Here is a 14,426-nt window from a genome sequence, read left to right on the forward strand (position 1 = left end):
CATGACTATGATCCAAAGCAGTTGACCACGCACCGCGACCCCATGGCCGGTGCATCACCGGGGAGCTACCTGTGGATCACGACGTGTACGACGGGTACGACCTTGACGAGTCCTCAGGTCCTTCGGCACGTCCGGCGGTGCCGGGGCCGACCCGGGTGCACAACGGCATGGCGGCCACCCTGCTGGAGGGCGTCGCGTGGCAGAAGAGCCGGCACAGCAACTCCCAGGGCTCCTGTGTGGAGTTCGCCCGGCTGCCGGGTGGAGAGGTGGCGGTCCGCAACTCGCGGTTCCCGGACGGTCCGGCGCTGGTCTACACGCGTGCCGAGATCGAGGCGATGCTGCTGGGGATCAAGGACGGCGAGTTCGATCACCTGATCGTGGGCTGACCCGCACCAGTGGGAGTCGGCCCCCGTACCGGCAGGCAGTGCGGGAACCGGGAAACCACCCCTGCCCGGACCCGCCGTGGCGGCCGGCGGCCTCAGCCCTTCGCGGGCAGGCGGAAGAGCGCCCAGACGACCTTGCCGTCCAGCGCCCCGGTGACGGGGTGCCATCCCCACCCGTCGCTGAAGGACTCCACAAGGAAGAGCCCCCGTCCGGACTCCGCGTCGCAGTCGTCGGAGTTCTCGGGGTCCCGGGGGGCGGGGGAGTGGTGACTGGGGTCCCGTACCGCGCACACCAGTCTCTCGGACCAGCGCATCAGGTGCAGCCGTACCGGGGGGTCCTGCTCGGGACGGCGTGCCGGGTCGGCCGGCAGGGCGTGGCGCAGGGCGTTGGTGACGAGTTCGGACACCACCAGGCAGACGTCGTCGAAGCGGTCCCCTATGTCCCACTGGCCCAGAGTGCCGCGGGTGAATTTGCGGGCCTCGCGGACGGCGTCGTACCGGGCGGGGAGGGCGCAGGTCGCCGCGTTGGAGACGGCCGAGGGGTCGATCGGGGGAAGGCCCTGCCGTAGCGGCTCGAGCATGGTCGATCCATTCGTCCCCATGCGAGGCACTCCCCGGATTCGCGGTCGCGGCGATATGGCGGTGGTGCGCAGCCCATGTTTTCGGATGCGACCAGCAGATGCAAGGGCAGATGCACGTGCACGCGTCTGAAATACGCTGCGCCGTACCGTTTCTTGGTCATTTTTTCTGCCATCCGCACGTTGGCTTCCAGCCGCCGGAAGGCTCCCGGAGGGTTCAGTTTCGGCCGCCCACGAGGCATCATCCGGCCTCGGGGGGTCGCGGACCGGCCATCGAGTTTCCCTTTCCGTAACCGAACGAGTACAGCTCGGAGTGATTTGGTGGCAGACTTTCGCAGGGGACCGGCCGGGGAGGGTGGCTGACATGAGCGCGGGAGAGTCGGGATCGGTGGTGCGGAGGATGCTGCTCGGCTCGCATCTGAGGCGGCTTCGGGAGGCGCGGGGGGTCACGCGGGAGGCGGCGGGCTACTCGATCCGGGCGTCCGAGTCGAAGATCAGCCGCATGGAGTTGGGGCGGGTGAGCTTCAAGGCGCGTGACGTGGAGGACCTGCTGACGCTCTACGGCGTCGAGGACGAGGCGGAGCGCGGCGCGTTGCTCTCGCTGGTCAAGGAGGCCAACACGGCCGGATGGTGGCACAGCTACACCGACGTCCTGCCGCACTGGTTCCCCACCTACGTCGGTCTGGAGGGCGCCGCCTCCATGATCCGCGGCTACGAGGTCCAGTTCGTGCACGGTCTGCTCCAGACCGAGGACTACGCCCACGCCGTCGTCTCGCGGGGCCTGGCCCACTCCCCGGCCGAGGTGGACCGCCGGGTGGCGCTGCGGCTGGAGCGCCAGAAGTACCTCGTCTCCGAGCACGCCCCGGAGTTCCGGATAGTCCTCGACGAGGCGGCCCTGCGGCGCCCGTACGGCGGCCGGGAGGTGATGCGCGGACAGCTGCAGCACCTGATCGAGATCTCCGAGTGGCCCAACGTGCGCCTCCAGGTGATGCCCTTCGGCTTCGGCGGCCACGCCGGCGAGAGCGGGGCCTTCACCATCCTCAGCTTCCCCGAGTCCGACCTCTCGGACGTCGTCTACCTGGAGCAGCTCACCAGCGCCCTCTACCTGGACAAGCGCGAGGACGTGGTCCAGTACGAGCGGGCCATCGACGAGCTGTTCCGCGACAGCCCGGGCCCGGAGGAGAGCCGGGACATCCTGCGAGGTCTGCTGCAGCTGTCCTGAGGAGTGGCCGCCCGAGCACGGTCACCGCGGCGGGTGGAGGCGCAGGGCCGGGCGGATGAGCCCGACCCTGGTGCGCCACGGTGGAACCCGGGGTCGTGACACGGCGTTGGTAGCTTTGTGCGGTAGTCCGAAAACCGCGCCGTCATTCCCCCTCACCACTCTGGAGCCCGGAACCGTGACGACTCTTGCCCTGGGACCGAGTTGGCTGGACCCCGACTACTTGCTGAACTCGTTCGGCTTCGCGGGTCTGCTGCTCATCGTCTTCGCCGAGTCCGGGCTCTTCTTCGGGTTCTTCCTCCCGGGCGACTCGCTCCTCTTCACCGCGGGCATGCTGATCAGCTCCGGCACGCTCGACGTCCCGCTGTGGGGTGCCATCGCGCTGATCTGCCTGGCGGCGATCGTCGGTGACCAGGTGGGCTACATGTTCGGCAAGAAGGTCGGCCCCGCGCTCTTCAGCCGCCCGGACTCCCGCTTCTTCAAGCAGGAGAACGTCACGAAGGCCCACGAGTTCTTCGAGAAGTACGGTCCGAAGTCGCTGGTGCTGGCCCGCTTCGTGCCGATCGTGCGCACGTTCACGCCGATCATCGCCGGCGTCAGCGGCATGCGGTACCGGTCCTTCCTGACCTACAACATCGTCGGCGGCATCCTGTGGGGCGCTGGTGTGACGCTGCTGGGCTCCTGGCTGGGCCGGATCGACTTCGTCAAGGAGAACATCGAGGCGATCCTGATCCTGATCGTCCTGATCTCCGTGCTGCCGATCGTCTTCGAGCTCCTCAAGGCACGGCGCAACAAGGGCAAGAGCGGCCGGGACGGCGAGGGTGAAGGCCCGCACGGCGGCGCCGCTCCGCAGGACGCCGGGTACCCGGTGATGGACGACGCGACGCGCCCGCTGCGGCTGCGTCCGGAGGCGGCCGGGCACCCCCAGCACCAGCAGCACCACCAGCCCCAGCATCAGCAGCACCACCAGCCCCAGCAGCCTCAGCACCAGCAGCACCAGCAGCAGCCGTACGGGGGCGGGCAGTACGGGCAGCCGCACCAGCAGCCGCAGGCCCAGCCGCAGTACCCGCAGCAGGGCTACGACTCCTACGGCCACCAGCAGCCGTACGGGGGCACGCCCGAGCAGCAGCCCTACGGCGGCGGGTACGGCGGCGGCCACTACGGCCAGCAGCCGCAGCAGCACCAGCCTCAACCGCACCAGCACCAGCAGCCCCAGCCGCAGCACCAGCAGCAGCCCTACGGCGGGCCCCAGCCGCCGCAGGGCCAGGGCTACCCCCAGCACCCCCAGGGCTGACCGCACCGGGCACCCGGCCCCGCCCGTGCCGCCGCAGCGGCCCGCGCGGGGCCGTGCCGCGTGCCGCACCCCCGCGGCGGCTCAGGCAGCGGGGCGGACGGTGGCGCGGAAGGCGGGGCGGAAGGCGGCTCAGAAGCCGCGGGTCCGCTTCGCGGCCTTGCGGCGCTCGGCCGCCTCGCCCGGGAGGCGGAGGAACAGCCGGGAGATCTCCGACCCCAGGTTCACCCCGATGGCGATCGCGATGGCCAGCGCCGCCGCCTGGCTCAGTGAGGCGGCGCCGCGGTCGATGTTGTTCTGTGCGAACCCCAGCAGACCGAAGTACGTCGACGAACCCGGCAGCAGCGGCCCGATCGCCGCCGTGGTGTACGGCAGCGCCGAGGCGAACCGATAACGCGAGAGCAACTGCCCGAAGAGGCCCACCAGCCCCGCCGCGACCGCCGTCGAGGCGACCGGGGAGAGCCCGCCCGCGTAGTGCATCGCGCCGTACACCACCCAGGCGACGCCGCCGTTGAGGGTCACCAGCAGCACCGTCGACCGCTCCTGCTGCAGCAGCACCGCGAAGGTCAGCGACAGCAGCATCGAGGCGAAGATCTGCGTCACCGGACGTTCGGTGACCGCGAGCGACGCGTCCGGGTTGAGCTGGGCGCCGAGCTGAACACCGAAGTACAGGATGATCAGCACACCGGTCACGATGCCCACGAAGAAGTACATGACCTCCAGCAGGCGGGCCGAGGCGGTGATGTAGAAGCCCGTCAGCCCGTCCTGGACGCCCGCCACCAGGGCGCGCCCGGGCAGCAGCGCGAACAGTCCACCGGTGATCACCGCGGAGGCCCGGACGTCGGCGTGGGCGAGGGTCAGGGCGACGCCCATCGCGGCCGGTGGCATCGCGGCGACCACGAACTGGTAGAACTCCGGCAGCCCGCGCGCGGCGCACAGCCAGGCCAGCCGGTCGCCGAGCATCGCGCCGACGGCGGCCGCCAGGAACACCAGCGGGCCACCGCCGACCAGCACGGAGGCCGCGCCGGCCAGCAGCCCGGCGGAGACCGTGAGCACCCAGGTGGGGTACGGGTGCCGGTTCCGCCGGATCTCGCTGAGGCGGTGGTAGGCCTCCTCCAGCGTGACGGGGCTGTCCTCGTCGGCGTCGCTCAGGTCGTCGACCAGCGCGAACACGGCGGCCAGCCGGGTGTAGTCGGTGCCGCGGCGGCGCACCGTCCGCGAGGCGCTGACCGGCGGCTCCACCAGCGAGGGCTGGTAGGAGATGGAGACCAGGGTGAAGGTGACGTTGGGCTCGACGCGGTCCAGGCCGTAGGCGCGGCAGACCGCGAACATGGCGCCCTCGACGTCCTCCGAGCCCTCGCCGCCCGCCAGCAGCAGCTCGCCGATGCGGAGCGCGAGGTCCATGACGCGCGGCACGGCCGGGCGGGTCTCGTCCTCCTCGCGGTGCACGTTCTCCGGCGCCGGACGGTCCATGACCGGCATCCGCAGCATGGTGCGCATCCGGTCCTGCCAGGGCACGTCCCGGGTCAGCCGGACCGCGGGGATGCCCGCGGCCGGGGTGAAGGCGGGCGGCAGCGGATGCTGGCCGGTGGTGCCGGACGGCGGCCGGAACGCGGAACCCTCGGTCCGCTCCGAGGGCGGCGGTTCCGGTGGGAGCAGACCCTGCGGGACGGCGAATTCCGAGGTCGTCGACGACTCGTTGTCCACCGGCGGCGGCATCGCGACGACTCCCGGCGGAGGTGCGAAAGCGCTCCTCGCCTCGTCGCTCTGGGGTTTGCGGTCCTCCGCGTCGGTCACCCTCGCTCCCGGCAGATCATGATCGGTGTGCCGCGTACCCAGGGTAGGCGGCCGTGAACACAGCAGGGCCGCGCCACCCCTGGGGGTTGACGCGGCCCCGTGGTCCGCCCGGGCGCCGGGCGGAACGGCGGTCAGTGACCGCCCTGCTCCTTGAAGCGCGTGTAGGAGCGCTCGATCTCGGCCTCGGCCTCGGCGCGGCCGACCCAGTCGGCGCCCTCGACGGACTTGCCGGGCTCGAGGTCCTTGTAGACCTCGAAGAAGTGCTGGATCTCCAGGCGGTCGAACTCCGACACGTTCTGGATGTCGCGCAGGTGCTCCACGCGCGGGTCGGACGCGGGGACGCACAGCAGCTTGTCGTCGCCGCCGGCCTCGTCCGTCATCCGGAACATGCCGATCGCGCGGCAGCGGATCAGGCAGCCGGGAAAGGTCGGCTCCTCCAGGATGACGAGGGCGTCCAGCGGGTCGCCGTCCTCGCCGAGGGTGTTCTCGACGAACCCGTAGTCGGCCGGGTACATCGTCGAGGTGAAGAGTCGCCGGTCCAGGCGAATACGACCGGTCTCGTGGTCCACCTCGTACTTGTTGCGCGAACCCTTCGGAATCTCGATCGTGACGTCGAACTCCACCGGTGGCTCCTCCATGATCAGCACATAGTTCTGGTGGTTAAGTGTCCCCTACGCAGGTGGGTGCTGGCGAAAGGGGTGGTCGTTGTGGCGGAGCCGGGGGAACAGCGGCGCGTGGGGCCGGTGTTCGCACGAGGTGCCCGAACGTTGGCGCGCTGGTCCGACCCGGTCGGGCGGTACACGGTGTGCGCCGCCGTCTCCGGGGCCCTGCTGGCCGCCGGGGTGGTGACGGCCGCCGGTCCCTGGGACTCCAGCGGTCAGCGTACGGCCGAACGGGTCCGCGCGGTGGCACTGGGGGGTGAACAGCCCGCCGCGGGCGCCGCGGGCGCCGGCGCGAAGGGGGACGCGCGGGCGGCCGGCGAGGCCGAGCCGGCGGTCGGTGCGGCGACGGTGCTCGCCGGGCTGGGCGAGGCTCCGGACGGCAGGGCGGCGGGCGAGGCGGGCGCCGCGTCCGGCACGCTGCCCACCGGTGCCGCCCTGGAACGCGTCCTCGGCCCGCTGCTCGACGACCCCGCGCTGGGCTCCCGCCGGTCCGCGGCGGTGGTGGACGTGGCCACCGGACGGACGCTCTTCGAGCGCGGCGCGGGCACCGCGCTGCTCCCCGCCTCGACCACCAAGATCGCCACCGGTGTCGCCGCCCTCTCCGCCATGGGACCCGACCACCGGTTCACCACCCGCGCCGTGCTGCGTTCTGCCACCGGGAAGGGCGACGGCGGGAAGGGCGACGCGAAGACCGAGGGCGACGCGAAGAACGAGGGCGACGGGAAGAACAAGGGCGTTCCGGAGCTGGTGCTGGTCGGCGGGGGCGATCCGACCCTGACGGCCCGTGAGAAGCCCGGCGGCTGGGCGAGCATGCGGGAGCTGGCCTCGCTGACCGCCGCCGCGCTGGAGCGCGAGGGGATCGAGGAGGTCGCCCTCCGGTACGACGCCTCCCTCTTCAAGGGCAGCCGGATTCACCCCATCGGGGTCAACCCGAATATTTCTCCGGTCACCGCCCTGATGGTCGACGAAGGCCGCGCCGACGACTCCGACCACGGCCCGGCCCCCCGCGTCGCGGACCCCGCCGCGCACGCCGCCGGGGTCTTCGCCGACCTGCTGGAGGAGAAGGGGATCCGCGCCGGCGCCCCCACCCCGGGGAAGGCCGCGAAGAAGGCCGACACGGTGGCCCAGGTCCGCTCCGCGCCGCTGGCCGCACAGGTCGAGCGCATGATGACCAACAGCGACAACGACATCGCCGAGGCGCTGGCCCGTCACACCGCCCTGTCGTCCGGGCGGGAGAGCAGCTTCGCCGGCGGCGGGGCCGCCATCCACGCCGAACTGAAGCGGCTCGGCGTTCCGCTGGACGGCGTGCGGTTCGCCGACGGCAGCGGGCTGGGACGCGGGGACCGGCTCAGCGCCCGCGCCCTCACCCGGCTGCTCACGCTGGCCGCCGACCCCGAACGGCCGGGCCTGCGCCCGGTCCTGACCGGCCTGCCGGTCGCCGGGTTCACCGGCACCCTGACCGAGCGCGCCGCCGACGACCTGGCGGCCGGGCTGGTGCGCGCCAAGACCGGCACCCTCACCGGCGTCAACACCCTCGCCGGGACGGCCGTCGACGCCGAGGGCAGGCTGCTCGCCTTCGCCTTCCTGGCGGAAGGCACCCCGGCGAAGGAACCGGCCGAGTCGGCCCTCGACCGCCTGGCCGCCACGGTCGCCGCCTGCGGCTGCCGCGGCTGAGCACCCGGCGCCAGGGAGCGGCGGCGTCAGGGAACCGGCCGTCGGCACCCTACGCACGGGCGTGCGCTCCCGTACCGTTGACGGCATGACGAGCTTCCGTGGTACGGAGATGGTCGACTGGGATCTCGCGGTGGCGACCGCAGCGCGGCTGGCACGGCCGGGCCCGGAGGTCGGCCGCGAGGAGGCGAGGGCCGTCGTGGCCGAGCTGCGCCGGCACGCGAAGGCCTCGGAGCAACACGTCCGGGCCTTCACCCGGATGGGCGGGGACGCGGTGCACGACACCCCCGTGCTGGTCGTCGACCGGCCCGGGTGGGCCAAGGCCAACGTGGCGGGCTTCCGGGAGATCCTCCGTCCGCTGCTCGGGAAGATGGAGGACCGCAGGGCCGGCAAGCCCGGAGCCGCCGTGATGGGTGCGCTGGGCGGCAAGGTCACCGGGGTGGAACTCGGCGTGCTGCTCTCCTTCCTGGCCTCCCGGGTGCTCGGCCAGTACGAGACCTTCGCGCCCGCCACCAGCGAGCTGCCCGGCGGCGACAACGGCGGCGGCCGGCTCCTCCTGGTCGCGCCGAACATCGTCCAGGTGGAGCGCGAACTGCAGGTCGACCCCTCGGACTTCCGGCTCTGGGTCTGTCTGCACGAGGAGACCCACCGCACCCAGTTCTCCGCCGTTCCGTGGCTGCGGGACCACCTGCGGGGCGAGATCCAGACCTTCCTCGCCGCGACCGACGTCGACCCCGGCCAGCTGCTGGAGCGGATCCGCGACGCGGCCCAGGCCATGGTCACCGGCCGCGGCGAGGCGGAACGGGAGGGCGGCGAGGAGCGGTCGCTGGTCGAACTGGTGCAGACCCCCGCCCAGCGCGAGATCCTCGGCCGGATCACCGCCGTCATGTCGCTGCTGGAGGGGCACGCGGACTACGTCATGGACGGCGTCGGGCCCGAGGTGGTCGGCTCCGTCGCGGAGATCCGCGAGAAGTTCCAGCAGCGCCGCGCCAAGGGGGCGTCGCGGCTGGACCTGATGCTGCGCAAGCTGCTCGGCCTGGACGCCAAGCTGCGCCAGTACCGGGACGGGGAGCGCTTCGTGCGGGCGGTCGTCGAGCAGGTCGGCATGGACGGGTTCAACCGCGCCTGGACCTCGCCCAACACCCTGCCGACCCCGGCCGAGATCCACGCCCCGGCCGACTGGGTGGCCCGGGTGCACGGCTCGCAGCGCGACGGGGGCTGACGCAGGCGCGGCTGGTGACCGAATATGGAACAACGGCGTCCGGTTGGCGGCAGGGCTACGCCCGATCAATCACCCTTCCGAGGGACCGTGTTCCCCAGGCAGGCGTGCGATGCTCGGATACCGACCTGTTTCTGTCACCATCAACACACTCTGTGTGACCGTCCTCCGGGTCGGCTTCCCCGAACAACTTCATGAAGGGAACCGGACAATGGGTCCCCATCCTGCGGTCGCGGCGATACGCCTGGCGGTCCGCCGCGTCCTCAACGACATCCTCTCCGAGCACGGCTCGACGTTGGCCCCCGCCCGTGCCGTCGGCGCCGCTGGGTCCCACGACGCCGCCCCCGCCCCCCGCACGGTGCCCGCGCCGGCCGCCGCCCCCGGAGGGGGCCCCGGCCCCCTGGTGCTGGTCGCCTGTTCCGGCGGCGCCGACTCCATGGCGCTCGCCTCGGCGCTCGCCTTCGAGGCACCCAAACTGGGAGTCCGGGCGGGCGGCGTGACCGTCGACCACGGCCTGCAGTCCGGTTCCGGCGAGCGCGCCGCCGAGGTGGTGCAGCGCCTGCGCGAGCTCGGCCTCGACCCCTGCGAGTCGGTCGCGGTGACGGTCGGCCGCGAGGGCGGTCCCGAGGCCGCTGCCCGGGACGCCCGGTACGCCGCGCTGGACGCCGCCGCCGAACGGCTCGGCGCCGCCGCCGTCCTCCTCGGCCACACCCGCGACGACCAGGCCGAGACGGTGCTGCTCGGCCTCGCCCGCGGCTCCGGCATCCGCTCGCTCTCCGGGATGGCCGCGATCTCGGGGGCCGGCGGCCGCTACCGGCGCCCCTTCCTCGCCCTCGACCGGCAGACCGCGCGCAAGGCCTGCATGGCCCAGTCGATCCCCGTCTGGGACGACCCGCACAACACCGACCCCTCGTACACCCGCTCCCGGCTGCGCCACGAGGGCCTGCCCGCGCTGGAGAAGGCGCTGGGCAAGGGCGTCGTCGAGGCGCTCGCCCGCACGGCCCAGCTCTCGCGTGACGACGCCGACGCCCTGGACGCCTGGGCCGGCCAGGCCGAGTCCGCCGTCCGCGACGACTCCGGCTACCTCGAGTGCGCCAAGCTGCACACCCTGCCGCCCGCGGTGCGCCGCCGCGTCCTGCGCCGCGCGGCCATCGAGGCGGGGGCCCCGGCGGGTTCCCTCTTCGCCCGGCACATCGAGGAGATCGACCGGCTGATCACCGGTTGGAGGGGCCAGGGAGCCATCAACCTGCCCGGTCGCGTCGTCGCCCGACGGCAGGGTGGCAGACTGGTGATCCGGCAGGGCTGACCACCGGACCTCGCCCGGCGCCCCTCGGGGACCGGGCCGGGCCGCACGGCCTGTGCGCGAGCCGCGCCGCGCGGCTGGCGCGGCCATTCCAGCGGGACGACCGAAAGTGATGCGGGTGGACGCGAAAGACATGGGCGCCGATCTCCAGCAGGTGCTCATCACCAAGGAAGAGATCGACGCCAAGCTGGCCGAGCTGGCAGCGAAGATCGACGAGGAGTACGCGGGCAAGGACCTGCTGATCGTCGGTGTCCTCAAGGGCGCCGTGATGGTCATGGCGGACCTCGCCCGGGCGTTGTCCACCCCCGTCACCATGGACTGGATGGCGGTGTCGTCCTACGGCGCCGGCACCAAGTCCTCGGGCGTCGTGCGGATCCTCAAGGACCTCGACACGGACATCAAGGGCCGCCACGTCCTGATCGTCGAGGACATCATCGACTCCGGGCTCACGCTCTCCTGGCTGATCTCGAACCTGGGCGGCCGCGAGCCGGCCTCCCTCAAGGTGTGCACGCTGCTGCGCAAGCCGGAGGCGGCCAAGGTCGCCATCGACGTCGAGTGGGTCGGTTTCGACATCCCCAACGAGTTCGTCGTCGGCTACGGCCTGGACTACGCGGAGAAGTACCGCAACCTGCCGTTCGTCGGGACGCTCGCGCCCCACGTCTACGGCGGCTGACCCCCGCGGAGCGCCGGGTCCGGCCGCGGCGGCCACCCGGAGCAACCGCCGGGCCCGGTCGTGGCGGCCGGGAACCACCGGCGCTCGCGGGCCGTTGGAGTATCCGTAGGCGGATCGTCGGCCGTCCCAGACCGCTTCGGTGGGCAAAGCTGGGGTACCGTCCGAAGAACAGCCTTTCAATCAAATCTCACGATGGCAGGAGGGACGGGGCGGCATCGCTCCGTATGGATGGACGTGAAGCGATACTTCCGTGGGCCGGTCATGTGGATCGTGCTGGCCGTCCTTGCCGTGGTCGTGTTGATGACGGTCGTCGGCCGCTCCGGCGGTTACGAGACGGTGGACACCGGCAAGGTCGTTCAGGCGATCAACGACGACCGGGTGCAGTCGGCCCAGCTCACCACCGGTGACGAGCAGACGATCAAGGTCGAACTCAAGAAGGGTCAGGAGGTCGAGAAGGCCTCCAAGATCCAGGCCAGCTACATCGGCAACCAGGGCGTCGCCCTGGCCGAGACGCTGCAGGCGAAGTTCGAAGAGAAGAAGATCCCCGACGGCTACACGGTGTCGCCGTCGAAGACCAACCCGTTCCTCGGCTTCCTGCTGTCCCTGCTGCCGTTCCTCCTGCTGGTCCTGGTCTTCCTCTTCCTGATGAACCAGATGCAGGGCGGCGGCTCCCGGGTCATGAACTTCGGGAAGTCCAAGGCCAAGCTGATCACCAAGGACACCCCCAAGACGACCTTCGCGGACGTCGCCGGCTCCGAGGAGGCGGTGGAGGAACTCCACGAGATCAAGGAGTTCCTGCAGGAGCCCGCGAAGTTCCAGGCGGTCGGCGCCAAGATCCCCAAGGGCGTGCTGCTCTACGGCCCGCCCGGCACCGGCAAGACCCTGCTGGCCCGCGCCGTCGCGGGCGAGGCGGGCGTGCCGTTCTACTCGATCTCGGGTTCCGACTTCGTCGAGATGTTCGTCGGTGTCGGCGCCTCCCGTGTCCGTGACCTGTTCGAGCAGGCCAAGGCGAACGCGCCGGCCATCGTCTTCGTCGACGAGATCGACGCGGTCGGCCGCCACCGCGGCGCCGGCCTCGGCGGCGGGCACGACGAGCGCGAGCAGACGCTGAACCAGCTGCTCGTCGAGATGGACGGCTTCGACGTCAAGGGCGGCGTCATCCTGATCGCCGCCACCAACCGCCCGGACATCCTCGACCCGGCGCTGCTGCGTCCGGGCCGCTTCGACCGGCAGATCGCCGTCGACCGCCCCGACATGCAGGGCCGTCTGGAGATCCTCAAGGTCCACCAGAAGGGCAAGCCGGTCGCGCCCGACGTCGACCTGACCGCTGTCGCCCGCCGCACGCCCGGCATGACCGGTGCCGACCTGGCGAACGTCCTGAACGAGGCCGCCCTGCTGACGGCCCGCAGCGACAAGAAGCTGATCGACAACCACATGCTGGACGAGGCGATCGACCGCGTGGTCGCGGGCCCGCAGAAGCGGACCCGGATCATGTCGGACAAGGAGAAGAAGATCACCGCGTACCACGAGGGCGGCCACGCCCTGGTCGCGGCGGCCTCGCCGAACTCCGACCCGGTGCACAAGATCACGATCCTGAGCCGCGGCCGGGCCCTGGGTTACACCATGGTCCTGCCCGACGAGGACAAGTACTCCACCACCCGCAACGAGATGCTCGACCAGCTCGCCTACATGCTGGGCGGCCGGGCGGCCGAGGAACTGGTCTTCCACGACCCGACCACGGGCGCCGCCAACGACATCGAGAAGGCCACCGGTGTGGCCCGCGCGATGGTCACCCAGTACGGCATGACCGAGCGCCTCGGCGCGATCAAGTTCGGCGGCGACAACACCGAGCCGTTCCTCGGCCGGGAGATGGCGCACCAGCGCGACTACTCCGAGGAGATCGCCGCGCTCGTCGACGAAGAGGTCAAGAAGCTCATCGAGAACGCGCACAACGAGGCCTGGGAGATCCTGGTCGAGAACCGCGACGTGCTCGACAACCTGGTGCTGGCCCTGCTGGAGAAGGAGACGCTGAACAAGGAGGAGATCGCCGAGATCTTCGCCCCCATCGTGAAGCGTCCGCCGCGGCCGGCCTGGACGGGTTCGTCCCGTCGCACGCCGTCCACCCGGCCTCCGGTGCTCTCCCCGCGGGAGCTGGCGCTGACCAACGGCGCCAACGGCGGTTCCACCGGCAAGACCCTCACGGGTGGCGCCACGGCCGCCGAGCCGGCCCCGGAGCCGCGTCCCGAGGGCGGCCAGGACCGGCCTGAGAGCTGAGTCACGACGCCGCACCACCCGGAATGACGGTCGCGCCCCCCAGGTTCTAGCCTGGGGGGCGCGCCGTTGCGCGCGGTCGGCAGGCGGCAGCCGGCAATCAGGACTCAGCCGTCCGCCCCGACAGCGACAGCTACAGCAACAGCGACAGCACTTTGCACAGTCAGGCCGAGGAACGAGGCACTTCACATGACCGACCCCGTGACGCTGGACGGCGAGAGCACGATCGGCACCTTCGACGAGAAGCGGGCCGAGAACGCCGTCCGGGAACTGCTCATCGCGGTCGGCGAGAACCCTGACCGCGAAGGTCTGAGGGAGACGCCCGCGCGGGTGGCGCGGGCCTACAAGGAGATCTTCGCCGGCCTCTGGCAGGAGCCGGAGGACGTGCTGACCACCACGTTCGACCTCGGCCACGACGAGATGGTGCTGGTCAAGGACATCGAGGTCTACTCGACCTGCGAGCACCACCTGGTGCCGTTCCGCGGCGTGGCGCACGTGGGGTACATCCCGTCCAGCTCCGGCAAGATCACCGGGCTGTCCAAGCTGGCGCGGCTGGTCGACGTCTACGCGCGCAGGCCGCAGGTGCAGGAGCGGATGACCACGCAGATCGCGGACTCGCTGATGGACATCCTCGAGCCGCGCGGCGTCATCGTGGTCGTGGAGTGCGAGCACATGTGCATGTCCATGCGCGGGATCCGCAAGCCGGGGGCGAAGACGATAACGTCCGCGGTCCGCGGGCAGCTGCGGGACTCCGCCACCCGCGCGGAGGCGATGAGCCTGATCATGGCCCACTGAGACGGCGGGCCTGCCGGCACGTCACGTGGACGGGGGCGCGGGTGTTCCCCGCCCCCCGTACGCGTGACGCCCTTCCGCCGCCGGGGCGGCCGGGGTCAGGCCTCGTTCTCGTCCTCGGGGAGCCGGCAGACGTGCTGGAGGTAGAGCCCCGCGGCGATCACCGCGATGCCGGCGAGCGCCGCGAAGCCCGCGGTGAGCGCCTGGTCCCGGCGCGCGGGGATCTCCAGGAACTCCAGCAGGAACGCGCCCACGCCCGCGTAGAGTCCCGCCACCGGCGCCGCGACCAGGGCCGCGGACTGGGCGAACACCACCGCGCGGGTGGCCAGCAGAGGGTCCACGCCCTTGGCGTCCGGACGCCGCTCCCGCTGGGCCTTGAGCCGCGCCCGCAGCACCAGCGCTCCGCCCAGGAGCACGACGGCGATCAGCGCGAGCACGTAGGGAGCCGCGGCCGGCACACCCGGCAGCGACCCGAACGCCTGCCACAGGCGGGCGCCCGCCCAGGCGAGCACTCCGACGGCGACGAACGCCAGGGCGAGGGTCCTGATCCGCAGCTCTCTCACGGTG

General features: G+C 71.7%; 13 protein-coding genes. 9 read left to right on the plus strand and 4 right to left on the minus strand.

From position 1 onward, the window contains the following. Window positions 1-71 precede the first annotated feature (71 nt). Complete coding sequence (locus tag ACWD3O_RS02425) at window positions 72-386, plus strand: DUF397 domain-containing protein (protein WP_451409730.1); 315 nt, start codon at window positions 72-74, stop codon at window positions 384-386. A 92-nt stretch (window positions 387-478) separates the two neighbouring features. On the opposite strand, the gene ACWD3O_RS02430 is transcribed toward ACWD3O_RS02425, so the two are convergent. Then, on the minus strand, window positions 479-985 hold the full coding sequence (locus tag ACWD3O_RS02430; protein ID WP_451409731.1) for an ATP-binding protein: 507 nt from the start codon (window positions 983-985) through the stop codon (window positions 479-481). 340 nt (window positions 986-1,325) lie between these two features. Between ACWD3O_RS02430 and ACWD3O_RS02435 the strand changes: the two genes are divergently transcribed. Together ACWD3O_RS02435 and ACWD3O_RS02440 are read left to right on the plus strand one after the other, a co-directional pair. Continuing rightward, the gene (locus tag ACWD3O_RS02435; protein WP_451409732.1) at window positions 1,326-2,183 is read left to right on the plus strand and encodes a helix-turn-helix domain-containing protein; all 858 of its coding nucleotides are present in this window, start codon (window positions 1,326-1,328) and stop codon (window positions 2,181-2,183) included. A 175-nt stretch (window positions 2,184-2,358) separates the two neighbouring features. Next, window positions 2,359-3,474: a DedA family protein gene (locus ACWD3O_RS02440; protein ID WP_451409733.1), complete on the plus strand. Its 1,116-nt coding sequence runs from the start codon at window positions 2,359-2,361 to the stop codon at window positions 3,472-3,474. 129 nt (window positions 3,475-3,603) lie between these two features. On the opposite strand, the gene ACWD3O_RS02445 is transcribed toward ACWD3O_RS02440, so the two are convergent. Together ACWD3O_RS02445 and ACWD3O_RS02450 are read right to left on the minus strand one after the other, a co-directional pair. After that, the gene (locus ACWD3O_RS02445; protein ID WP_451409734.1) at window positions 3,604-5,268 is read right to left on the minus strand and encodes a threonine/serine ThrE exporter family protein; all 1,665 of its coding nucleotides are present in this window, start codon (window positions 5,266-5,268) and stop codon (window positions 3,604-3,606) included. Between the two features lie 131 nt (window positions 5,269-5,399). Next, window positions 5,400-5,891: an inorganic diphosphatase gene (locus ACWD3O_RS02450; RefSeq protein ID WP_166025094.1), complete on the minus strand. Its 492-nt coding sequence runs from the start codon at window positions 5,889-5,891 to the stop codon at window positions 5,400-5,402. Window positions 5,892-6,002: 111 nt separating this feature from the next. Here ACWD3O_RS02450 and dacB point away from each other — a divergent pair, with 111 nt between their 5' ends. The 6 genes from dacB to folE all read left to right on the plus strand — a co-directional run bounded on the left by dacB (window position 6,003) and on the right by folE (window position 13,862). After that, window positions 6,003-7,604, plus strand: a complete 1,602-nt coding sequence (gene dacB / locus ACWD3O_RS02455) for a D-alanyl-D-alanine carboxypeptidase/D-alanyl-D-alanine endopeptidase (protein WP_451414647.1) — start codon at window positions 6,003-6,005, stop codon at window positions 7,602-7,604. Between the two features lie 85 nt (window positions 7,605-7,689). Then, window positions 7,690-8,823 carry a zinc-dependent metalloprotease gene (locus tag ACWD3O_RS02460; protein WP_451414610.1) on the plus strand — a complete coding sequence of 378 codons (1,134 nt, stop codon included), beginning with the start codon at window positions 7,690-7,692 and terminating at the stop codon, window positions 8,821-8,823. A gap of 208 nt (window positions 8,824-9,031) precedes the next feature. Beyond that, on the plus strand, window positions 9,032-10,126 hold the full coding sequence (tilS, locus tag ACWD3O_RS02465) for a tRNA lysidine(34) synthetase TilS (protein WP_451409737.1): 1,095 nt from the start codon (window positions 9,032-9,034) through the stop codon (window positions 10,124-10,126). 109 nt (window positions 10,127-10,235) lie between these two features. Next, the gene (hpt, locus tag ACWD3O_RS02470) at window positions 10,236-10,796 is read left to right on the plus strand and encodes a hypoxanthine phosphoribosyltransferase (protein WP_166022099.1); all 561 of its coding nucleotides are present in this window, start codon (window positions 10,236-10,238) and stop codon (window positions 10,794-10,796) included. A gap of 228 nt (window positions 10,797-11,024) precedes the next feature. Next, window positions 11,025-13,070, plus strand: coding sequence for an ATP-dependent zinc metalloprotease FtsH (gene ftsH, locus ACWD3O_RS02475; protein ID WP_451414611.1), 2,046 nt, complete (start codon window positions 11,025-11,027; stop codon window positions 13,068-13,070). Between the two features lie 186 nt (window positions 13,071-13,256). After that, entirely contained in the window at window positions 13,257-13,862 is a 606-nt protein-coding gene (folE, locus tag ACWD3O_RS02480) for a GTP cyclohydrolase I FolE (protein ID WP_451409739.1), read from the plus strand. 95 nt (window positions 13,863-13,957) lie between these two features. On the opposite strand, the gene ACWD3O_RS02485 is transcribed toward folE, so the two are convergent. Continuing rightward, the gene (locus ACWD3O_RS02485) at window positions 13,958-14,422 is read right to left on the minus strand and encodes a DUF3180 domain-containing protein (RefSeq protein WP_451409740.1); all 465 of its coding nucleotides are present in this window, start codon (window positions 14,420-14,422) and stop codon (window positions 13,958-13,960) included. Window positions 14,423-14,426: the final 4 nt, after the last annotated feature.

The sequence above is a fragment of the Streptomyces sp. NPDC002640 genome (genome assembly GCF_053592575.1).